Below are 22828 nucleotides of genomic sequence, written 5' to 3' on the forward strand. Positions count from 1 at the left end.
CATTACCATGAAACAGGTAACTCACGATTTTACTGATATGTACTTGGGTCTAGACACTAAGTTTTTTAGAACTTTTATAGACTTATTTAAGAAACCAGAAGCTGTCATATTAGGTTATATGAATGGACGTCGTGTTAACTATATGGATGCGATGAGATATTTATTATTAGCTCTTTTTGTCACTGGTATTTACAGCTTTATTTTAAAAAACACTGGAGCTTTTGATCAAATTCTAGCATCACAACAAGAGGTTTATTCTCAAATGAATTACAGTGCCGAACAGATGGAAATGACCAATAAATTTAATGAAGGATTTGGGAAATACGCATTTGATTTTCAAGGATTCTTTTTATTACTCACTATTCCTTTTCTGGCCTTAATAGCTAGAATTAGCTTGTGGGGAAAACGCTATTTTAATTTTACTGAACAGATGGTTTTCTACATGTATGCATATGGCCACTCTGTAATTGTGACAACTCCTTTTACCATTATAACCGTACTTATTTTCCCTCAGGCAGTTATGTATGTAGGGTTTGTTGGGTTTCCTTTACTGATTATTTATATTATATATTGTTACAAAAGGTGTTTTAACCTGGATAATCAATCTTTAATTTTAAAAGCCCTTATCTCTGTTATAGTAAGTATAACACTCATGATAGTTGTAGGTATTATACTTGGTATACTGAGTATATTAATAGGTATTATTCTTGGAGCTACTGGTGTGGTCTAAGCCACCTCTTGCTGTAAAAACTGCACTTCATAAAGATTCTTGTAATAACCATTTTCTTTTTGAAGTAACTCGCTGTGCGAGCCTATTTCTACTATCTCTCCTGCATCCATCACGATAATTTTATCTGCTTTTTTGATGGTTGCGAGTCTATGTGCAATTACTATAGAAGTGCGTCCTTTGGTAATAATGTCTGTCGCATCTTGTATCAATTGCTCGCTGTATGCGTCTACAGAACTTGTTGCCTCGTCTAGAATTAAGATACTTGGGTTAGAAACATAAGCTCTTAAAAAGGCTATTAACTGTCGCTGTCCAGAACTAAGCATCACTCCTCTTTCTTTTACATTGTAATGGTATCCATTAGGCAAGGTCATTATAAAATCATGCACCCCTATTTTTTGAGCTGCCTTGATGACATCGTCTTCTGTTATATCTGGATTCTGTAATGTGATATTATTCAAAATAGTATCTGCAAACAAGAATACGTCTTGTAGCACCACAGCTATTTGTGATCTAAGAGATGATAACTGGTACGCTTTCGCGGAAGCGGAATCTATCAAAATCTCTCCACTATTAATTTCATAAAAACGAGAAAGAAGGTTGATGATGGTAGATTTTCCTGCACCAGTAGCTCCTACTATTGCAACGGTCTCACCAGAGGCAACTTTAAAACTAAGGTTCTTTAAAACGAGCTCGTTATCTACATAGCTAAAGTCTACATTTTTAAACTCTATATCACCTTTAAGATGCGCAGCCACTAGATCTCCTTGATCTTCTATTTGAGATTCTGTATCTAGAATAGCAAAAACACGATTTGCGGCTACCATTCCCATTTGTAGGGTATTGAACTTATCTGCTATCTGGCGTAATGGTCTAAATAATTTTTGTGATAGATCAATGAACATGACGATAGTACCTATTTCTACAGCCACAGTTGTAGCTTCTGCACCTAGATTCATGACCACACCTATATAAACTATTAGACCTATGGTTATGCTAGAAGCCATCTCTGCAATAGGAAAGAAAATGGAGTTGTACCATACCGTTTTTACCCACGCATTTCTATGCTTATCATTAATCTCTTTAAACTGCTCATACTCTACCTTTTCACGATTGAAGATTTGTACGATTTTCATACCAGTAACACGTTCTTGCACAAAAGAGTTCAAATTACTTACTTGAGTACGCACTTCTTCAAAAGCAACTTTCATAGCTTTTTGAAATACACGAGTGGCATACAATATAAAAGGCATGACTATTAACGCTATTAAGGTCAGTTTCCAACTAGAATAGGCCATGAAACCAAGAACAACCACCATTTTCAACAAATCAGAAATGATGACAAACAATCCTTGAGAAAAAATACTCGCTATAGTTTCTATATCACTCACCGCTCTAGTAACTAATTTACCTACAGCACTTTTATCAAAATACTGCATCTTAAAGCCCATCATGTGAGTAAAGAGTTTTACACGTAAATCTCTTATCACCTGCTGTCCCAACCAGTTTGCATAATAAATAAAGCTGAGCTGTAGTAAAACGTCTATAATTAGAACGGCTGTCATCATGCCTATAACAGTTGTAAAACCGTCAAACTGACGAGGTATGATATGTTCATCTATGGAAACCTTTATTAAATAAGGCATTCCTATAGCAACTACTGCAATGAGAATTGCACTTAACGCTACAAAGTAAAAAGTAAGCTTATAAGGCTTAGTATAAGAAAGTAGTCTTCTAAAAAGAGACATGTTAAATGCATTACCTGTTGTAGATGCCATATTTATTTCAATAAATGTTCTATTGTAGAACGTAATTCTTTTTCTTTTTGTGTACCAATTACATACTGGTTACTAGCTGTTTTTATGTGTAGACCTTTTGAGCCTCTTACATTATAAACTGTACCATAAGAGGTCCAAAGTCTAATACCCCAGCCACCTATAAAACCATAGTCAATGACCTGCGCCTTATCTAGATCTCTCCAATAAAATTCTTTTTTTACTAACGGACTATAAATCACTGTAATTTTCTCGTCAGTAATAACCGTAGTCATTTTAAGTGTTAAAAATAAAACCAAAATGACAACAGGTAAAATACTTGGGATAATTTTATCAGTAGTAAGTTGATCTAAAAGATCTTCTGACCAGTTAAATTGTAAAAAAGGAATTATAAATAAACTTAATACAATTAACCACAGCCACCACTGGTCAAATTTTTGAGTTTCTTTATAAAGGATCTTTCCCATTATAAAAACAACTCTTTAGGGTAATGAATTTGTGTAAGAAATAAACCTGCTGCCGGCGCACTTGCTCCTGCATTGCTTCTATTTTTTGAAGCAATAATTTCATGCATGTCTTCTACCGTTTTTTTACCGTAACCTACATCTAGCAATGTCCCTACTACTGCTCTTACCATGTTACGTAAAAATCTATTTGCCGTGATATGAAAAATCACCTTGTGTTCTTTAAATTCAAAACGCGCTTCTGTAAGGTCGCAAATGAAGGTATTCACGTCGGTATTAGTTCTTGAGAAACACTCAAAATCTTTATATTCTAGAAGAATATCTGCCGCTTTTTGCATCAATTCAAAATCTGGCTTTCTAAATAACACGTAAGCCTGATTTACATCAAATGGATTAGGCCTCAAAAGAAAATGATATTCATAAGAACGTTTATAAGCATGGAACCGTGCATGTGCTTTGTCGGTAACTGGTTTTATGTCATAAACGGCTATATCTTTAGGCAACCATCTATTAAGTCGATATACTAAATGCTCGATATCTATTTCTCCATCAAATACAAAGTGAGCAACCATATATGCGGCATGCACACCAGCATCTGTTCTTCCTGCGCCTTGAATGGCAATTTTCTCACGCAGCATTTTTTGCAAACCATCTTCTAGCACCTCTTGTACAGAAATACTTTGGGGCTGTCGTTGCCAGCCGTGATAGGCTGTACCATCATAGGCTAACTCTATAAAATAACGTGGTTTATCTTGCATCGCCACAAAGATAAGTGGAATGAATTTGAAATTGATTCTGAAATCACACGAGAATTGAAATTAACCATAGCTATTTGCTTATTAAATTTGCAATATGAAAATATTACTCCTTTCTGACACGCACAGTCATATAGATGATTTTATAATCAAATACATAAAACAAGCTGACGAGGTGTGGCATGCTGGTGATATAGGAGATCTAAACGTTACGGATCAAATTGCTGCATTAAAACCACTGCGTGCTGTTTATGGAAATATAGACGACGATAAAGCGAGAATGCAGTTCCCTTTAAACAATAGATTTATTTGTGAAGGTATGGATATATGGATCACTCATATAGGTGGTTATCCTGGAAGGTACAATCCCAAAATACGAGAAGAACTATATGCAAAACCGCCACAGGTTTTTATTTGTGGGCATAGCCATATTTTAAAAGTAATTATGGATAAAAAGATTCAATGCTTACACATGAATCCTGGTGCGATAGGAATGCATGGATTTCATAAAAAACGTACCATGTTGCGATTTGAAATAAATGATGGAAAGATTTCAAATCTAGAAGTTATAGAAAAAGATCGATAATAGTATGAAGCAAAAAAAAACTGGAAGCAAAGCTTCCAGTTTTTCACACAAACCAACTTTAAAATATTACCCCTAATTTTTGTTTTGGCCGGTTGTGTGTTTCAATAAAAAACTCTTTTCGTAATTCAATTCTTGTTAAAAAAACACAAGGTTGAAATCAACAAAAATCTTACAGAAATAAAGTTAACTTAATGGTTTTATAAAATCCAGCCCATTACATAACTGTAGGTGATTATTAAATAACTGTTACAGCTCTAAATCAAGTGTTATAGTTGTTCCTTTACTAGTATGAAGGATTCTAAGCGCTTTTTCAGGGTCGTATCCTAAAAATGATAAGCGTTCTTGGACAAGTTGCATTCCCTTAGAAACATGATGCTTATTTTTTGTAAAGCTTGCGTTTCCTATACCATTATCCTTTACTACACAACGGTAATGATCTTCATCTATTTTTGAGAATTCTATTTCTAAATTAGGAGATTCTATTCTAGATGGAAATGCATGTACAAATACATTTTCGACAAATGGCTGCAACACCATATTGGGAATACTAACTTGAGATAACGACAGCTCTTTATCGATATTAAAAAGGATAGAAATACGATCGTCAAAACGTGCATTTTCTAATTGAGTATAGCTCTTCAAGTATGCTATTTCTTCTTCTAGAGCTATAAACTGCCTGGTACTATTATTTAAATTGGCCCTCATCAATCCTGCAAAAGTCCCTAAGTACTTCATTGCACGATCGTTCTCATTATTACTGATAAAATACTGTACAGAATTAAGTGAATTAAAAACAAAATGCGGATTCATTTGCGATAATAGCGCCTCTAATTTCACTTCTTCTACACGCTTAGTAATAGCTTCTCTCTCTTCTGACAGTTGTTTTGCACCTTTTCGCTTTAAGCTGAAGTACGTGTATAAAATTCCTATAACAATGCTAAAACATAAAATTATAAACCAAGTACTTTGATAAAAAGGATCGTTAACAATAAAATTAATTACAGATTTTTGAAATATAGCACCAGTAGATGCGTCTTCTATCTTTACTTGAATATCATAAAAAGCAGGCTGTAAATAAGGCAAATTAATTACAGATCCTTTTATGGAAATCCAGTCTTCGTCCTCATTAATTCGATAACTGTACTGTAATTTTTCTGGAAATGGATGTTGATTGGTAGCAAGTGTTAACTGTATGGAGTTTTGATTATAATCCAGGCTGGACTGTTTCATTCTCAATGGCTGCTGTACTACACCATTCACTTTAAAATCTATAATTTTTAAGCTTTTTACTCTATTTGGCTTATTTAAAACATCTAATAACGCTACTTTAAATAGCCCGTGACCACTACCTAAAAATAAAGTATCATTTTTTACCATACAACTGGTTACTTTATCATCTAAGCCTTGTTCTTTATCTATAAAAATCTCTACGCCATCTTTGTACAACACAACACCTTTTGAGGTGCCTATTATAAGCCTACCTTTATATGAACTAAGAAAATTAATAGTATTACCGTGTTTATAATTACGGCTGATCTTTTTAACACGAATAGGTATTGTGTCTTCCACTATAAAAACATCACCATCTTCATTAGAAATCGCTAATCGATCTTTATCCAATCTAGTAATGTGTCGCAAGCGCTTTTCTTGCCACAACTCATTTTTCACATACGAAGTGAATACACCATTTTTATAAGCATACAACCCACTAAATATAGATGTGAAATACGTTTTATCCTTTTGTTGTACGCTACCTACCACATGCCCAGGGTTATTCACATCGGCCACATTATCAAAATATGTATACGATAACGGCTCTAACTTATCATAAACTCGTGAGCCATGATAAAAATTAGTCTCTATTAAATCACCTGAATCTGTAAAATTAAACTCTAGAGTATGTAACGGCATATACCTAACTAACTCTGCCTTTTTACTAAATACATATAAACCTATAGAAGTATTAATCCAAAACTCATTGTTATTCGTTTTCAGACTATAAAAAACGATGTTTGTAGCAGGTGTATCGTAATCTAATTCATAGAAAAAGTCTTTATGCTTTGGCAATTGCTCAGGATGATTTTTTACAAATTCTGATTGCCATTCTTTAAACCTAGATGCATTTATAGAAGTCTCCCCTATTTCTAAACCATCATTAAATAAATAAGCATTAATTTCTTCTAGATGTGCTAGATCTATCACACTCCCGTGTGGTACACTTTCAAAACGTATAGTTTCATTCAAGTAAACTTCATACAACCCATGATCTAGTGTCCCTATAAATAAGCGGTCTACCTCTTGGTCATATTGTAAACTAGTTACTTGCGTGCTTTCCACTCCATAATCCTTGTTCTTATTCTTAAAACTTCCGTTCTCCCATTTATATATCCCTCCATCGTTTTGATAAATACCCCAAGACGCTGCATAAAATAAATTATCAGCCACTTCATAATCCCAAAGGATAGAACTTTCTATTTTTAAGGCCTTTTTATAAATACCTGGCTGTACAACGCTATCTAGATTTATTTTTTTATAGAATTCTTTACCACTTAAAAACAACTGTCCACGATATATTTGTGCCGCATAAAGTTCTTTTGCATCTGTAATTTGAAACAGATTAAAGGTCGCGCCATTTTCTTGAACCTTAAACACCCCTTGTAAATAACTTACCGCATACACCTCATTTTCTATCAAGAAAAAATCTTGAATCCTAAAACTATCCTCAAAAGACATTTTAGGTTTTAAGTTTTTAACCAGTTTACCATTTTTAATATTGATGATGGCGACACCGTTACTAGTTCCTACATACAAATAGGATTCATGAATCATTAATTGAGTCACCTCTAGATGTACTAATTGATCATTATACTCATACTCCTTAATGACACCTTTTCTATAAGTAGATAACCCTTTTCCATAACTACCCATCCACAAGGTACGATCCTTACTTTGTGCAACCGCCCAAATGTTATTTTGTGCAAGTCCATCTTCTTTATAATAGGTAGTAAACTGATTATTATACTTGCGCACTAGCCCATTATCAGTACCTATCCACAATGCACCGTCATCCGATTTAAAAAGGCAGCGCACCGCATTATTAGGCAACACATTTTGCTCTGTATAAGAAACAGATGGATGCCTTTGCCCTAAGACACTTATAGTAAAGAATAAAAAAATCAGAAAATTAAATTGCATCACTGATGCGGCTTAAGAATAATTTCAACTTTCGCTCTGCTACTTTTAGAGTATCCCCATTAATTAGGGTAACCTCACGATCTGTTTTAGTAAATTTTTCCACCGCGTTTAAATTAATAATGTGTCCGTGGTGGATTCTAAGAAAATAAGAATCTGGCAGACAATCTTCTATTCCCTTAAGCGAACTAGTAACCAACTTATTACTACCATCCTTAAAATATAATTGACTGTAATTACCCTCGGCAGCAATATGTACTAGTTCTTTAATAACTACTACTTCAAAGCCTGTAGTAGTATTAAAAACAATACGTTTTTTCTCTTGTTGTCCTTCTATATACTCTGCAAAGACGTCAAATTTTTTGAGTATGGCTTTTTTATTCTCCTTAGACTTTTTGTACCTCTCAATTGCCTCATGCAGCTGCACAGGATCTATCGGTTTCAACAAATAATGCAATGCACTGCATTGAAAAGCTTTGATCGCATATTGATCAAAAGCAGTAACAAAGATGATTTCAAAATCTATATTCTCAAAATAATTAAACAATTCAAAACCGTCTTCTTCTGGCATTTGAATATCTAGAAACACTAGATCTACCTTATGCTGTTGTATAGCCTTAACACCTTCTTTTACAGAAGAGCAACTTTCTTTAAGCTGGTATTGATCGCCCAGTTCATTTTCTAATAAATTATGGAGCAATGACCTTCCGTGAGATTCGTCATCAATGATTATAACGTTTATCATGCTTTAAATGTAGCAAAAAGAGGGATTAAACATTACCTATTGCTTGTTGTTTATTTTAATCTAGAATCACAATTCTTTAAAAAATGTTTATTTAAGATTCGCTTTCGCGAAAGCGGAACAGATAAAACCCTAAAAAACAAAAACCTGCAAGGTGGCGCCCTGCAGGTTTCTTCACTAATATTACTAAGTTTATTGCGTTTATCGTAATCGATCAGCAGATTTTACAAGCTGTTCATCCTTTCTTATTGCCTTGTTAGCCAAGACAAGTAAAACGATAGATAGGATAGGAATGAACATCCCAATGCCTTTCTCAGAAACCGCCGTTTCTCCAGACATCATTAGCGCTCGATATACGTAAACACCTAGTATAAAAAGGTTTAACAACAAGTTTAAACGGTTAACCACTGTTTGCAACTGTCTGTTTTTAAATAAAAACATCGCAACTACCGACATTAACGCGCTCACTGTAAAGATACCAAAGTACAAACTTTCATCCATACCTACAAACTCATTTCCTTCTCCATCGTTAAAATGCTCTACTACCCAAATAAGTCCACCAGAGACTATTGCGGCTAGAAGTAAATAAATGGTCTGTATGCGTTGTATCATTACTGCTATTTTTCAAAAGCAAAGCAAAAATAGAACATAACAAGCAAAAAGAACAACAGATATTAATTTTTTAATGTATCATTGCAATGCTATTAAGGTAACTTACTCTTTATAGGTTATCTAGCAGTTTAAAATTTTTCTGATAAGTTTTAGACTTTCATTTTCCCCCTGATAACAAATTATATATATCATAACGATACATGTTTCAAATAGCTGATTTAAAATCTAAAAAACTTCCTGAGTTACAGGAAATCGCAAAAGGATTAAACGTTCCTAAATTCAAACAACTACGTAAACTAGATCTGGTTTATAAAATTCTAGATCTACAAGCAGCAAATCCAGACGTTGTAAAAAGCCTAGATATTGAAACAACACCAGCTCCTGTAAAAGAAGAAGCTAAAGAAAAGGTTGAAAAAGTTGTAAAGGAAAAACCAGCTGCCAAAAAGCCTGCTGTAAAGAAGGAACGCAAACCTAGAGTATCTAAGAAAGAAACAACAAAAGAAACAAAATCTGAAGAAAAAGAAGATTTTGAAATAACTGAAGAAACTCTTAAAGGACGCAAAGACCCTAGCAAACCTAATCCTAGACCTAGGCCTAGAAAAACGGCTAAGAAAACCGTTAAGGAAACTAGCGATACCGCAAAAGACACTACAGATACCTCTTCTAAAAAAACTGCAGATACTGCAGACTCTAAGAAAGATACTGCCGATGCAAAAAATGACAACCGTAACAACAGTCGTCAAAAAAGCACACGTAATAATAATACTCAAAACAATGTTCCTAAAGGAAACAAAGACACTCGCAACCGTTACCGCGATCCTGACTTTGAATTTGATGGTATTATAGAGAGTGAAGGTGTTCTAGACATGATGCCTGACGGTTATGGTTTCCTACGTAGTAGTGACTATAATTATCTAGCTAGTCCAGATGATATTTATGTGTCGCAATCTCAAATTAGACTTTTCGGTCTTAAAACAGGTGATACTGTATTAGGTATGGTGCGCCCACCTAAAGAAGGAGAAAAGTATTTCCCACTTATTAAAATTTCTCAAATTAATGGTCTAGACCCTAAAGTAGTACGTGACCGTGTTTCTTTTGAGCATTTAACACCATTATTCCCTGAAGAAAAATTTAACCTAGCAGACAGACGCGCTAGTATATCTACTCGTGTCATGGACCTTTTTGCCCCTATAGGTAAAGGACAGCGTGGTATGATAGTGGCACAACCTAAAACAGGTAAAACCATGTTACTTAAGGATATTGCAAACGCAATAGCAGCAAATAATCCTGAGGTTTATCAATTAATCTTATTAATAGATGAGCGTCCAGAAGAAGTAACAGACATGCAACGTAATGTAGATGGAGAGGTAATCGCCTCTACATTTGACAAAGAAGCACACGACCACGTAAAGGTGGCAAACATAGTGCTAGAAAAAGCAAAGCGTATGGTAGAATGTGGTCACGACGTAGTGATCTTACTAGATTCTATAACACGTCTAGCACGTGCCTACAACACGGTACAACCAGCTAGTGGTAAAGTACTTTCTGGTGGTGTTGATGCAAATGCCTTACACAAGCCTAAACGTTTCTTCGGTGCGGCACGTAATATAGAAGGCGGTGGTTCTCTTTCTATTATAGCTACTGCTCTTACAGAGACTGGTTCTAAAATGGACGAAGTTATCTTTGAAGAATTTAAAGGAACCGGTAACATGGAACTGCAACTGGATAGAAACATTTCTAACCGTCGTGTATTCCCTGCTATAGATCTTACCTCTTCTTCTACACGTCGTGATGACTTATTGTTAGACGAGCAGACTATGAAACACATGTGGATCTTACGCAAGTATCTTGCAGACATGAATCCTGTAGAAGCTATGGAATTTATCTCTCAAAAAATGAAGCAAACTCGCAATAACGAAGAGTTTCTTGCTACTATGAATGAGTAATTCTAGAACATAATTCATGATGCCCTACTTTACGGTGGGGCATTTTTTATTCTCGCTTTCGCGAAAGCGAAATCACTACAAACCTTATAGAAAAATCTAACATTGCGACGCTTATAATTCTTTAGAAAAGGGGTTATAATTACTCTCACAAAGATTTAACATTATAAAATACCTGACTACACAATGAGCGACGATTCATCTCGTTTTCTCTTTTATACCCTATCAAATGAAATACATATTATTTACCCTAGTACTAGCACTAAGCTTTACTATACAAGCACAAGACTCTAATCAGACAGCAGTTTCTATAGACGGCCAGTTTAAACAATTGCTAGATGAGTCTAATAATTTTAAAGAATACAAAGTCGTTAAAGAGACTGACATCAATAAATTGCGTAAAAATGCTAATGAAAGTATTCAAAAACTTAATGAAAACATCACCTCATTAGAGAGTTCTATAGTTACTAAAGATAGTAGAATTGCATCTTTAGAAAATGAACTAGCTGGCATCAACACACAACTAAGTGATGTGAACGCTGAAAAAGATTCCATGAATTTCTTAGGCATACAGACTAATAAAAGTTTTTACAATACTGTAGTATGGTCTATAGTAGGACTACTCGCATTTCTTTTTGTATTTATGAGTTTAAGGTTTAAAAACAGTAACGCTACTACAAAGGCTGCAAATAAACAACTTGCCACTACCGAGGAAGAACTAGAAGATCTAAGACGCAAGTCTATAGAAAAAGAACAAAAACTAGGTAGACAGTTACAAGACGAACGTAATAAGTACGCTAAATTAAAAGGAGATAAATAATCTTTGTTATCCTAATTTTTAAATCCGCATTAAATATATATTTAATGCGGATTTATTTTTTTTTATGAAGTTAAGATTTCTTTTACTCGTTCTTTTTGAAGAAGTTAAACCTTTCTCAACTCACAGTTTTTTAAGAAAAATGACTTATTTCTATTTGTATTTTTAATAAAAAACTAACTACCATGGAAAATGTAAAAACAGAACAATATCTCAACTCTTTATTAGAAAAAACATATGATGCACAACGTGGGTATGCAAATGCTGCCGAGGTTACAGAGCATGTACAATTAAAGAGATGGCTAGCACAACAAGGTGCAAGACGTACAGAATTTGCAGCGGCACTAGCTGGAGAGATGAAAGGAATGAATGAAAATCCTAAAAATGACGGTACATTTGCTGGAGACATGCACAGAGGCTGGATGAATATTAAAGCAGCCTTGAGTCTTAATAAAGACGAGTCTGTTCTAGAAGAATGTCTGACTGGTGAAAAATCTGCCATTGAAGAATATGATCAAGTGCTAGAACATAGAAGTGAGTTACCTCCTACTATTGTTTCAGTTCTAGAAGCTCAAAAAGACGAAATCCAAGCAACGGTTAATGAAGTAAAAACTTTAGAAGATTTTGCTCACGATCATAACTTATAGATGACACATACTTTGATAAAACCGCTCTATGAGCGGTTTTTTTTTATGCCCTTATAATTGAATTTAACTAATTTTAACAGTTGCTGGTTTATTACTATAAGTACCTTGGTCACTTGAACCAAATCTATTACTCATGAAATTAACTAAATTTCTAGTACCAGCACTATTTCTAGCCGCTTTCATATCTTGTAAAAACAACACGCAAGAGGCTCAAGAAGAACAAAGCGTCACTAACGACATTTCCATACCTTTTGAAAAACACACTCTAGAAAATGGACTAACCGTTATTTTTCATGAAGATAAATCTGATCCTGTAGTAGCTGTTGCACTTACGGCGCATGTAGGTAGTGCAAGAGAAAAAGCTGGTAAAACAGGATTTGCCCATTTATTTGAACACCTACTATTCTTAGAGTCAGAAAATTTAGGTAAAGGTGGACTAGATGAAATGAGTGCTAGAATAGGTGGCTCTGGAGCAAATGGCTCTACCAGTCGTGATGTAACTAACTACTTCCAGACGGTGCCAAAAGATGCATTAGAAAAAATGATCTGGGCCGAGGCAGATAAACTAGGTTATTTCATAAACACAGTTACAGAACCTGTACTAGCCAAAGAAAAGCAAGTAGTAAAAAATGAAAAACGCCAGAGTGTAGATAACAATGCTTATGGTCATGAATCTTATGTGATAGGTAAAAATCTATATCCAGAAGGACATCCATACAACTGGCAAGTGATAGGTTCTCTAGAAGATCTTCAAAATGCATCGCTTCAAGATGTAAAAGATTTCTATAATGAATGGTACACTCCTAATAACGCGGTATTAACTATTGCTGGAGATTTTGATAAAAAGCAAGCTCTAGAATGGGTTGGAAAATACTTTGGAGAAATTAAAAGAGGTAAAACTGTAGAAAAGACTGTTGTAGAACCAGTTGTATTAAATGAATCTAAGAAATTGTATTTTGAAGATAATTTTGCCCAAACACCTAGACTGGCTATGACATGGCCTACAGTACCTAATTATGACAAAGATTCTTATGCTCTAGATATTCTAGGCACTTACCTTTCTAATGGTAAAAAAGCTCCTTTAAATAAGATTGTAGTAGAAAAAGATCAAGTAGCAGACCAGGCATATGCTTACAGCTACACCACAGAACTCGCTGGACAATTCGGTCTAGTAGCAAGAGCATATGATGGCAAAGATCTAGATAGCGTTCTTACTAGTGTAAACAAGGCAATGGCATTATTTGAAAAAGATGGTATTTCTCAAAGTGACTTAGATCGTATTAAAACAAGTCAAGAAACAGATTTTTACAAAGGTCTATCCAGTGTTTTAGGTAAAGGATTTCAACTTACACAATATGAAATTCTAGCAGGAGATGCCGGTTTCTTAACTCAAGATGTTAAAAACATGCAAGCAGTTACTGTAGAAGATATAAAACGCGTTTATGAGACTTATATAAAAGATAAAAACTATGTGATGACCAGTTTTGTACCTAAGGGAAGTATAGACCTTGCTGTAAATGAATCCACCCTTGCTCAGGTAGCTGAAGAAAAAATAGTAGATGGTGCCGAAGAAAGCTTTGACGCTAGTATAACTGCTACTTATGAACGCACTCCATCTAGCTTTGAAAGAATAGAGCCTGTGTATGGCCCTGCACCTCAACTAGCTATACCTGACGTTTATACAGAAACTTTATCTTCTGGTATTGAAGTATTAGGTATAGAAGATAATGAAGTACCTCTAGTACAATTACAGTTAGAGGTAGAAGGAGGTATGCTATTAGAAGACATTAAAAAGATAGGTGTTTCAAATATGCTAGCAGACTTGATGAACAAAGGTACAGCTACAAAAACACCTGCTCAACTAGAAGAAGCTATAGATCAATTAGGTGCAAATATCAACATATATTCTAGCAATCAAAGTATAGCCGTAAACGCTAGCTCACTATCTCGCAATTATAGTGAGGTGATGAGTCTTGTAAATGAAATGTTATTAGAGCCGCGATGGGATCAAAAAGAATTTGATTTAATAAAGCAACAAACTCTCAGTCAGATACAGCAACAAAAAGCAAGTCCTAGAGCTATCGCTGCAAATGAATTTGACAAATTAATATATGGAAAAGACCATATTCTAGCACAAAACAATCTAGGATCTAAAGAGAGTGTAGAAAGTATAAGTCTTGATGATTTAAAAAAGTATTACAACAGCTACCTAACACCACAACTAGCCAGCTTTAAAATAGTAGGTGATGTTAACAAGGACCAAGTAAAGACTTCTTTGAGTACTTTAAATAATAAATGGACTAAAAAAGAAGTAACCTTTCCAGAATTAGCGACAGTAAAAACACCAGAAAAATCGAGTGTTTATTTTTATGATGTACCTAATGCAAAACAATCTATTCTTAGTTTTGGGCATCCAGCAATCCCATCTACTGATAAAGATTTTTATAAAGTACAAGTTTTAAATTATCGTTTGGGCGGTGGTGGATTTGCATCACAACTCACACAGCAATTACGTGAAGGTAAAGGGTATACTTATGGAATAAGATCAAGTTATAGCGGCTCTCCATTATCAGGTATATTTAGTGTAAATAGTGGTGTTAGGTCTAATGTAACTTATGAATCTACAGCACTCGTAAAAGATATTTTAAATAATTACGGTAAGAATTTCAATGAGGAAGACCTACAAGTGACTAAAAGTTATATGATTAAATCTAGCGCTAGATCATTTGAATCTCAAGGAGCAAAATTAAGCATGCTTTCAAATATTCAAGAAGATGGACTGCCTGTAAATTACGCTCTTAAGCGTCAAGAAGTAGTGGATAATTTAACCATGGACGATATTAAAGAACTTGCCAATAAATACATCACACCAGATCACATGATCTATTTAATAGTAGGTGACAAAGCAACTCAATTTGACAAACTAGAAAAGCTAGGTTACGGTAAGCCTATTTTAATTAACTAGTGTACATTATTTAACTAATAAAAGGCTCTCTAAATTAATTAGAGAGCCTTTTTTAATGCTCTAGATTTTGAAAACAGACTCAAATAGAAACAGCATTATCGCTATAATAACTATTTAAAGACTCTGTAAGCACTACATTAATAAAATATGCACATAACTCCAGCTTAAATAAACAACTCCGGCTAGTTCCTATTTTAAAGGTCCTATTAAAATATATTGCATAAAAAAAGTCCCAATCAACTAGGTAGATTGGGACTTAACTTATCGAGAAAGAATTACTTCTTATTTTTCGTTTTCACTTAATACGGCAACATCATTACCTAACATAGCAAAGAACTTATCAAGATTAGGCATGATAACGATTTGAGTTCTACGGTTTTTTGCCATATTCTCTTTATTATCATTTGCTACTATAGGGTCATAACTTGCTCTACCAGCAACAATTAATTGATCTGGTGCTACACCAAATTTCTTCTCTAATCTTCTAACAATAGCAGCACTTCTTTCAGTACTTAGGTCCCAGTTATCTTTAATATAACTACCGCCTTTTACGGTACGGCTATCTGTATGTCCTTCTACTAGAATTTCTAGAGACGGTTCTGACTTTACCACATTTGCGATACGTGCAAGAATATCATCTGCATCGTTACCTACTCTATAACTACTGTCTTTAAAAAGAAGATTGTCATCTATATTAATCATCACTACAGTTTCTTCTATAGATACTTTTAAATCTTCACTGTCTTGTGCACCTATGTTTTTTGAGATGTTATGAGCAATAGCAATATTTAAAGAATCTTTTAAAGTTGTTGCGCCAGCTAGTTTTGAAGCAGGTACATCTTTAAGAGTCTTGCGCATTGCATTTTTATTATTCTCAGACAGTACCAGTTCTCCATTAGGAGTACTCACCATCATACCATCTTTTTCTGTTTTAAGAGATGCTATTTTTGTGTTGTAACGTTCTACACGCATTTCTATTTGCGCCATTTTACCTTCTAGATCTTCTTTCTCTACTTGCGTTTTTTGCAATTCAGATCTTGTGTTGTTGTAGTTTGCTTCTAATTCTGTGTATTTCTTTTTAGATACACAACTCGCAAGAATAGTTGCAGCAGTTACTGCGAGAATTAAGTTTGACTTTTTCATAATAGGGTATTTGATTATTTTGTTGTGGCTAAGTAACGGAACTACTTTTCACCACAGTCTTTTTAATATCCTATGCTTTTGTTAAAGAATGTAAGTGTTTTGTTAATAGACTTGATAAACAAACACTTATAACTAAAAACAGTCTTTTTAGTTATGTTAAAAAATTATGATTTATTAAGAAAAAATATAGATCTATTCGGTTTTTTGTATAGATAAGATCTTTTTAAGAAGAATATATTTTGAGATATCCGCTTTCGCGAAAGCGGAACAGAAATAAATCTAAAATACTTTAAATCTAGCACCGAAAACCATATTCACCTGATAGAACCAGAAACTCTGACTAGCAGAATCTGCCTCGTCCATAGTGGTTCTAACATCTGGTAAATTAATATAACCACCTTTTAATTCACTCTGTACAAAGAAATATTTCAAAAAGGTCAACTGTATACCACCTACTGCATTAACACCATATCCAGAAACATGAAACTGATCGTATCGCTGTTTATCTAATAATCTGGTATTAGTTTTAGGAACTAAAACCCCTGTTTCTAGACCGAATAAAGTATTCAATTCAAAATTTCTGTATTGAAAAAGATCGTCGTGACGTCTCAACCCTACATTCACATAATTTAAACCGTCTGTGTGCTCAAAGGTTAAGAAAGTCGGTTCTAAAACTATAGCCTCATTATTATAGACGCCATTATATAAGGAATTGGTATCGTTTATAAAACCGTTAATATTAACCGTCTGATTCTCTGCAACCACATATTTCATATGATCTATACCTAAAGATATACTATAGTTCTCTCTCACATAATATCCTATCCTAAAGTTATATTGAGGTATCGTAATAGATCCTGGATTTAAATATTTACCAGGGTCAAAATCACTTTGCCTGTCGTATGCTTGTACATTATCTAGAGTAAAATCATATCCATCTCCTTTAAAAGTAATATCACTATCACTGTAACCAGAAAGATTCCAGCCCCAATACACATAAAAATCACCTTTTTTAACTCGTGAATTATTAGTGTTTAAAGAATCTTGAGCATTAACGCTACCAACTACAGACAATAAAAATAAGATGCGGACAAGGTTATTCACTACGTATATTTTGAGTTTACAAAAGTAATTCTAATTCTATGTATAGATTCAATTTCACATAGATTAATAATATACTGTTATAATGAACTAGATCGAGAATTATTTTACATATTTTTAATGACCCAAAATTCAAAGCTATGAGTAATTATCACATAAAACATTTAGAAGAATACTGGCAGGTATATAGAAAATCAGTTAGACATCCAGAACATTTCTGGGAAGAAGTAGCCGAAGAACATTTTTTATGGCGCAAGCGATGGAATAAAGTTCTAGAGTGGGATTTTAATACACCTATAGTAAAATGGTATGATGGGGCACAACTCAATATTACAGAGAATTGTTTAGACAGACATCTTACCACTCGCGGTAATAAAACGGCTATTCTCTTTGAACCAAATGATCCTAATGAGCCTGCACAACACATTACCTATACGCAGCTACATGAACGTGTGTGTAAATTTGCAAACGTTTTAAAATCTCAAGGTGTTCAAAAAGGAGATAGAGTATGTATTTATTTACCTATGATACCAGAATTAACGGTCGCTCTACTTGCTTGCGCAAGAATAGGCGCTGTTCACTCAGTAATATTTGCTGGGTTTAGTGCCACTGCAATAGCATCGCGTATTAACGATTGTGATTGTAAACTAGTTATATGTAGTGACGGTAGTTATCGAGGTAAAAAAACGATAGATCTTAAATCGCTAGTGGATAAAGCACTAGAAAATTGCGATGTTGACACTGTACTGGTAGTTAATAGAAGTGGTAATGATGTACAAATGAAAGAAGGACGTGATCAATGGATCGCTCCTTTATTAGAAAGTGCTAGTGCAGACTGCCCAGTAGAGATTATGGAGGCCGAAGATCCTCTTTTTATTCTCTATACTTCTGGATCTACTGGTAGACCTAAAGGTATGTTACATACAACAGCTGGTTATATGGTGTACACTGCTTATACTTTTAAGAATGTATTTCAATATAGAGAAAATGATGTGTACTGGTGTACGGCAGATATAGGCTGGATAACTGGCCATAGTTATATCGTGTATGGACCATTATGTAATGGTGCTACTTCTGTAATGTTTGAAGGTGTGCCTTCTTACCCAGATTACGGGAGATTCTGGAATATAGTAGAAAAGCATAAGGTAACTCAGTTCTATACCGCTCCTACAGCAATAAGAGCTCTGGCTAAGGAAAAAATAGAATTCACGTCTCAATATGACCTCAGCTCTCTTAAGGTTTTAGGTACCGTAGGAGAACCTATTAATGAAGAGGCATGGCACTGGTATAATGAGAATATAGGAAAGAAGAAAAGCCCTATAGCCGACACGTGGTTCCAGACGGAGACTGGCGGTATTATGATAAGCCCTATTCCCTACTCTACGCCTACCATCCCGACATTTGCTACACTACCACTACCTGGAGTACAATTAGCATTAATGGATGACAATCGTGAAGAAATTAAAGGAAATCAAGTAGAAGGTAAATTGTGTATCAAATTCCCATGGCCATCTATGGCACGTACTATTTATGGCGATCACAATCGTTATAGAGAAACGTACTTCAGCGCCTATGATAATATGTATTTTACTGGTGATGGTGCTTTAAGAGATGCAGTAGGTTATTATAGAATCACTGGTCGTGTAGATGACGTTATTATAGTTAGTGGTCATAACTTAGGAACTGCACCTATAGAAGATGCCATTAACGAGCACCCAGCAGTTGCAGAAAGTGCTATAGTAGGTTACCCACATGACGTTAAAGGAAACGCGCTTTACGGTTACATTACTTTAAAAGAAACTGGTGAAAAGAGAAATCAAGATAATCTTTATAAAGAGATCAATGATATGATTACTTCTAGAATAGGACCAATTGCAAAATTAGATCTCATACAGTTTACCGAGGGACTTCCTAAAACACGTAGTGGTAAAATTATGCGACGTATTTTAAGGAAAATTGCACATCAAGAATCTGATCAATTAGGTGATATATCTACTTTAATAAATCCTGAAGTAGTAGAAAGTTTAATTAAAGGATCTTTAATTAAATAAATCGCTCGCAAGTTAACCATCGATCTTGTTAAAGTGCAAAATAAAAAATTATGAAAAACATCTTTAAAGCTATAATCATTACCATCTTCTTCACTAGCTGCGTTCAAATTAAAACTAGCGATACATCTACTACCAGTTCAAAAGATGTAGATGAGGTAGAAGTTTTAATACAGAATATATTTGACGATATATGGTCAGACCATCAAGCAGATGCTATTTCAAAATACCATACAGATGATTTTCTACTTTTAGAACATGGAGAAGTATGGACTAACGACACCATTGCAAATTGGTGTAAAATGGCAGCAAAAAGAGATAATGGATCAAAACGTATCAATAATTTTGAGCGTATAAGCGCAAAACAAGATGGCAACAAAATATGGCTCGCTTATCACAACTATGCTACCATAACTAAAGATTCTACAGAGAGAAATCTTAGCTGGTTAGAAAGTGTTGTTGCTGTAAAGAAAGATAGTATCTGGAAATTAGAACTTATGCACTCTACTCGCAATACTAAAAATTAAAAAAGATCTTTAAACAAAATCTTTAAAACCAAAAAGCCCCAAAAGAATCAACTCTTGGGGCTTTTAAATTTAGTAAAATTATTACTGCTGTATATCTGTAATATTTTTCATTTGTAAATTATTATTAAACTCTAACGTTCTTATTGGGAACGGTATGTTAATACCATCTTTATCAAATGCTTTCTTAATTCCTATTACAGCATCACTTAAAGCTATATGTTTTTGTTTAGCTTTTTTTGCATCTACCCAAAAACGCAGCATAAAGTTGATACTACTATCACCGAATTCATTGTAGAAAAACTCTACCTCTTCACTACCTTGTTGCTTAAACATGCCCTCTATAGTATCTGTTGCCAGTTTTTTCACTGCCTCTAGATCACTTTCATAACCTACTCCACACTCGAGAGTAATTCTCATACGTGGTGTAAGCGTCCAGTTTTTCATGGGGTTATCAATAATCGTTTTATTAGGTATGAGAACTAGATTATTATCTGCCTGTTTAATAATAAACTTATCTAACTGTATTTCCATCACCTCACCAGAAAAATCTGTAGTCTCTATCCAGTCACCTACCTTAACCTGTTTACGGAAAGAAAGTACGATACCACTTATTATATTAGAAAGCGACCCTTGTAACGCTAGACCTATTACCAGTCCAGATATACCAGCACCAGCAATAATACCTTGCACGGCATCATTAAGTTGTAGCACACTCATGGCTATAAAAATCCCACCCAACACTACGATAATTGCTACCACTTTACCAGCAAGTCTTTTGACACTTTCCTGTGCATTGTGCCCCATAAGTTTACGCACTCCTTTATCTACATATTTTGAAATAAAATAAGAGATAAGAAGAACAATAACTGCTATTCCTAAATTAGGTAGCAAACGCACAAAAGAATTATACCAGCCAGTGAGTTGACCCCATATCAAGGTTCCACTGTCCTTCAATTCAGGTAAATTCTTTACTGCTTCTTCGGTTTGTTGTAATAGTATCATAGGGTCAAATCTAATACTATAAAAACCCCAACCCATATTCATTAACATGGTTTAACTACTTTATCTCATTTTTAAGATAGTTTTTATAACAATCCCTATGCTATTTAACTTTTAAACTAAAAAACCTCTATTTAAACAGTAGTTCTATAATTTTTTCATATCACTCGATGACTTATCAATAACTTGTATCTTTATCCCATGAAAAACATTATAATTACGCTTATCATATCGATTTCTCTCATCTCTTGTAAAAACAATAAAGAGGTTCTAGAATCATTCTCTACAGTAACAGAAAATCAACTACTTGATAACGACACATTAATAGCCTCTAATCTGTCCTTAATGTCGCAAATTGAAAACAAAGCGATGACACAACCAGATAAATATGCTCAAATTTACAGCCAGTCCTTAGAGTTTCACGACAAAATTTCTACCCTAGATAATCAATTAAAAGAGATTATTACGAGCATTCATGATCATATAGGAGAAACAACTGATTATTCTAAAATGGGAGATAACTTAGATAATTTATTATTTAATCAAGACGGCACACCTGCTGCCACTGGTGAAAAAATAATCCAGGCTTTAACAGATTTCAATACGACCACACAAGACCAACTCTTCTTTTATCCAAAAGCAGAAAAAATCATGAAAGAACATTTCACTGTAGAAACTGTTCAAAATCGTGAGGGTAAAGAAATCACTTACCTAGACTATCACTTTAAAGGATATCCTGCTATCGCATCTATTGCAAAAATAACAACCCTACAAAACGATGCCTTACAGACAGAAAATCAATTCTTAAGAGAATTAATAGAAAACCCAGAACACTAAAAAATTCCAGCATTAAAATCTTGAATAATTCCCTAAAGACTATCTTTGCAAAATGGAACATAAAGCAGGATTTGTAAACATAGTAGGTAACCCTAACGTAGGTAAAAGTACGTTAATGAACTCACTGGTAGGTGAACGTCTATCTATTATCACATCAAAAGCACAGACTACACGTCACCGTATTCTAGGTATTGTAAACGGAGAAGATTTTCAGGCCGTAATTAGTGACACACCAGGTATTATAAAACCAGCATACAAGCTTCAAGAAAGTATGATGGAGTTTGTAAAAAATGCTTTTGAAGATGCAGACTGTATTCTTTATATGGTAGAACTAGGCGAGAAAGAACTAAAAAATGAGGCATTTGAAAAACGATTGACCTTTGCAGAAGTTCCTGTTTTTGTAATTATTAATAAAATAGATCAAGGAGATCCAGAATCACTTGCTGAAGCTCTAGAACACTGGAAAGAAAGACTACCTAACGCAGAGATTTTTGCCATTAGTGCTTTAAAAAACTTTGGTGTTCCAGAATTACTTGCTCGCATTGTAGAAACCCTACCTGCTTCTCCTGCATTTTACCCCAAAGATGCTTTAACTGATAAGCCAGAACGCTTCTTTGTTAACGAGAGCATCAGAGAGAAAATCTTGATTCATTACAAAAAGGAAATTCCTTATTCTGTAGAAATCGATACAGAAGAGTTTTTTGAAGATGAAAAAATCATCAGAATACGCTCTGTCATCATGGTAGAACGCGAGACTCAAAAGGGAATCATCATCGGCCATAAAGGAACTGCTATTAAACGTGTAGGTACAGAGGCTAGAAAAGATTTACAAAAATTCTTCGGTAAACAAGTTCATATCGAGTTGTATGTAAAAGTGAATAAAAACTGGCGTAGCAACGAGAAACAGTTGAGACGTTTCGGTTATAAAGGAGATAATAAATAAAAAAT

Annotated in this window: 19 protein-coding genes; 10 read left to right on the forward strand and 9 right to left on the reverse strand. The window is 34.4% G+C overall.

Annotated elements, in window-relative coordinates:
• Positions 1–7: 7 nt before the first annotated feature.
• Positions 8–730, forward strand: coding sequence for a DUF3667 domain-containing protein (locus tag ACJJVJ_RS07260; protein WP_405369718.1), 723 nt, complete (start codon positions 8–10; stop codon positions 728–730).
• Here ACJJVJ_RS07260 and ACJJVJ_RS07265 read toward each other — a convergent pair.
• Genes ACJJVJ_RS07265 through truA form a run of 3 tightly spaced genes read right to left on the reverse strand, consistent with a single transcriptional unit; the run spans position 727 to position 3724 of the window.
• Positions 727–2505: an ABC transporter ATP-binding protein gene (locus tag ACJJVJ_RS07265; protein ID WP_405369719.1), complete on the reverse strand. Its 1779-nt coding sequence runs from the start codon at positions 2503–2505 to the stop codon at positions 727–729. The two genes, ACJJVJ_RS07260 and ACJJVJ_RS07265, sit on opposite strands and share 4 nt — an antisense overlap.
• Before the next feature lie 2 nt (positions 2506–2507).
• Positions 2508–2969, reverse strand: coding sequence for a hypothetical protein (locus tag ACJJVJ_RS07270; RefSeq protein WP_405369720.1), 462 nt, complete (start codon positions 2967–2969; stop codon positions 2508–2510).
• Positions 2969–3724, reverse strand: coding sequence for a tRNA pseudouridine(38-40) synthase TruA (gene truA, locus ACJJVJ_RS07275; protein ID WP_405369721.1), 756 nt, complete (start codon positions 3722–3724; stop codon positions 2969–2971). Before truA ends, ACJJVJ_RS07270 begins: the two co-directional genes overlap by 1 nt.
• Positions 3725–3818: 94 nt before the next feature.
• On the opposite strand from truA, the gene ACJJVJ_RS07280 reads away from it, so the two are divergent.
• Positions 3819–4307, forward strand: a complete 489-nt coding sequence (locus tag ACJJVJ_RS07280; RefSeq protein ID WP_405369722.1) for a metallophosphoesterase family protein — start codon at positions 3819–3821, stop codon at positions 4305–4307.
• 246 nt (positions 4308–4553) lie between these two features.
• Here the strand turns inward: ACJJVJ_RS07280 and ACJJVJ_RS07285 are convergent, their stop codons facing one another.
• The 3 genes from ACJJVJ_RS07285 to ACJJVJ_RS07295 form a co-directional block, all read right to left on the reverse strand.
• A complete protein-coding gene (locus ACJJVJ_RS07285; RefSeq protein ID WP_405369723.1) occupies positions 4554–7502 on the reverse strand; it encodes a histidine kinase in 2949 nt (982 codons plus the stop codon).
• Positions 7492–8244 (reverse strand): LytR/AlgR family response regulator transcription factor, encoded by a 753-nt coding sequence (locus ACJJVJ_RS07290; protein WP_405369724.1) that lies wholly within the window; start codon positions 8242–8244, stop codon positions 7492–7494. The genes ACJJVJ_RS07285 and ACJJVJ_RS07290 overlap by 11 nt, the downstream gene beginning before the upstream one ends.
• Positions 8245–8442: 198 nt before the next feature.
• Positions 8443–8853: a DUF4293 domain-containing protein gene (locus ACJJVJ_RS07295; protein WP_104516039.1), complete on the reverse strand. Its 411-nt coding sequence runs from the start codon at positions 8851–8853 to the stop codon at positions 8443–8445.
• A 200-nt stretch (positions 8854–9053) separates the two neighbouring features.
• Here ACJJVJ_RS07295 and rho point away from each other — a divergent pair, with 200 nt between their 5' ends.
• The 4 genes from rho to ACJJVJ_RS07315 all read left to right on the forward strand — a co-directional run bounded on the left by rho (position 9054) and on the right by ACJJVJ_RS07315 (position 15225).
• Positions 9054–10799, forward strand: a complete 1746-nt coding sequence (gene rho, locus ACJJVJ_RS07300) for a transcription termination factor Rho (RefSeq protein WP_104516038.1) — start codon at positions 9054–9056, stop codon at positions 10797–10799.
• 226 nt (positions 10800–11025) lie between these two features.
• Positions 11026–11616: a hypothetical protein gene (locus ACJJVJ_RS07305; RefSeq protein WP_104516037.1), complete on the forward strand. Its 591-nt coding sequence runs from the start codon at positions 11026–11028 to the stop codon at positions 11614–11616.
• 182 nt (positions 11617–11798) lie between these two features.
• Positions 11799–12260 carry a PA2169 family four-helix-bundle protein gene (locus tag ACJJVJ_RS07310; protein ID WP_405369725.1) on the forward strand — a complete coding sequence of 154 codons (462 nt, stop codon included), beginning with the start codon at positions 11799–11801 and terminating at the stop codon, positions 12258–12260.
• A 133-nt stretch (positions 12261–12393) separates the two neighbouring features.
• The gene (locus ACJJVJ_RS07315; RefSeq protein WP_405369726.1) at positions 12394–15225 is read left to right on the forward strand and encodes a M16 family metallopeptidase; all 2832 of its coding nucleotides are present in this window, start codon (positions 12394–12396) and stop codon (positions 15223–15225) included.
• A gap of 282 nt (positions 15226–15507) precedes the next feature.
• On the opposite strand, the gene ACJJVJ_RS07320 is transcribed toward ACJJVJ_RS07315, so the two are convergent.
• Together ACJJVJ_RS07320 and ACJJVJ_RS07325 are read right to left on the reverse strand one after the other, a co-directional pair.
• Positions 15508–16368: an OmpA family protein gene (locus ACJJVJ_RS07320; protein WP_104516034.1), complete on the reverse strand. Its 861-nt coding sequence runs from the start codon at positions 16366–16368 to the stop codon at positions 15508–15510.
• 279 nt (positions 16369–16647) lie between these two features.
• Complete coding sequence (locus tag ACJJVJ_RS07325) at positions 16648–17472, reverse strand: hypothetical protein (protein WP_104516033.1); 825 nt, start codon at positions 17470–17472, stop codon at positions 16648–16650.
• A gap of 137 nt (positions 17473–17609) precedes the next feature.
• Here ACJJVJ_RS07325 and acs point away from each other — a divergent pair, with 137 nt between their 5' ends.
• Together acs and ACJJVJ_RS07335 are read left to right on the forward strand one after the other, a co-directional pair.
• The gene (gene acs, locus ACJJVJ_RS07330; protein ID WP_405369727.1) at positions 17610–19520 is read left to right on the forward strand and encodes an acetate--CoA ligase; all 1911 of its coding nucleotides are present in this window, start codon (positions 17610–17612) and stop codon (positions 19518–19520) included.
• Between the two features lie 50 nt (positions 19521–19570).
• Positions 19571–20044 (forward strand): nuclear transport factor 2 family protein, encoded by a 474-nt coding sequence (locus ACJJVJ_RS07335; protein ID WP_405369728.1) that lies wholly within the window; start codon positions 19571–19573, stop codon positions 20042–20044.
• Positions 20045–20125: 81 nt separating this feature from the next.
• On the opposite strand, the gene ACJJVJ_RS07340 is transcribed toward ACJJVJ_RS07335, so the two are convergent.
• Positions 20126–21094, reverse strand: coding sequence for a mechanosensitive ion channel family protein (locus ACJJVJ_RS07340; protein WP_405369729.1), 969 nt, complete (start codon positions 21092–21094; stop codon positions 20126–20128).
• A 150-nt stretch (positions 21095–21244) separates the two neighbouring features.
• Between ACJJVJ_RS07340 and ACJJVJ_RS07345 the strand changes: the two genes are divergently transcribed.
• Both ACJJVJ_RS07345 and era read left to right on the forward strand, forming a co-directional pair.
• Positions 21245–21880, forward strand: coding sequence for a hypothetical protein (locus ACJJVJ_RS07345; protein ID WP_405369730.1), 636 nt, complete (start codon positions 21245–21247; stop codon positions 21878–21880).
• A 52-nt stretch (positions 21881–21932) separates the two neighbouring features.
• Complete coding sequence (era, locus tag ACJJVJ_RS07350) at positions 21933–22823, forward strand: GTPase Era (protein WP_104516030.1); 891 nt, start codon at positions 21933–21935, stop codon at positions 22821–22823.
• Positions 22824–22828 lie beyond the last annotated feature (5 nt).

Origin of the sequence: Nonlabens sp. Asnod2-A12 (assembly GCF_045063745.1) — a bacterium.
GTDB lineage: Bacteria > Bacteroidota > Bacteroidia > Flavobacteriales > Flavobacteriaceae > Nonlabens > Nonlabens xylanidelens.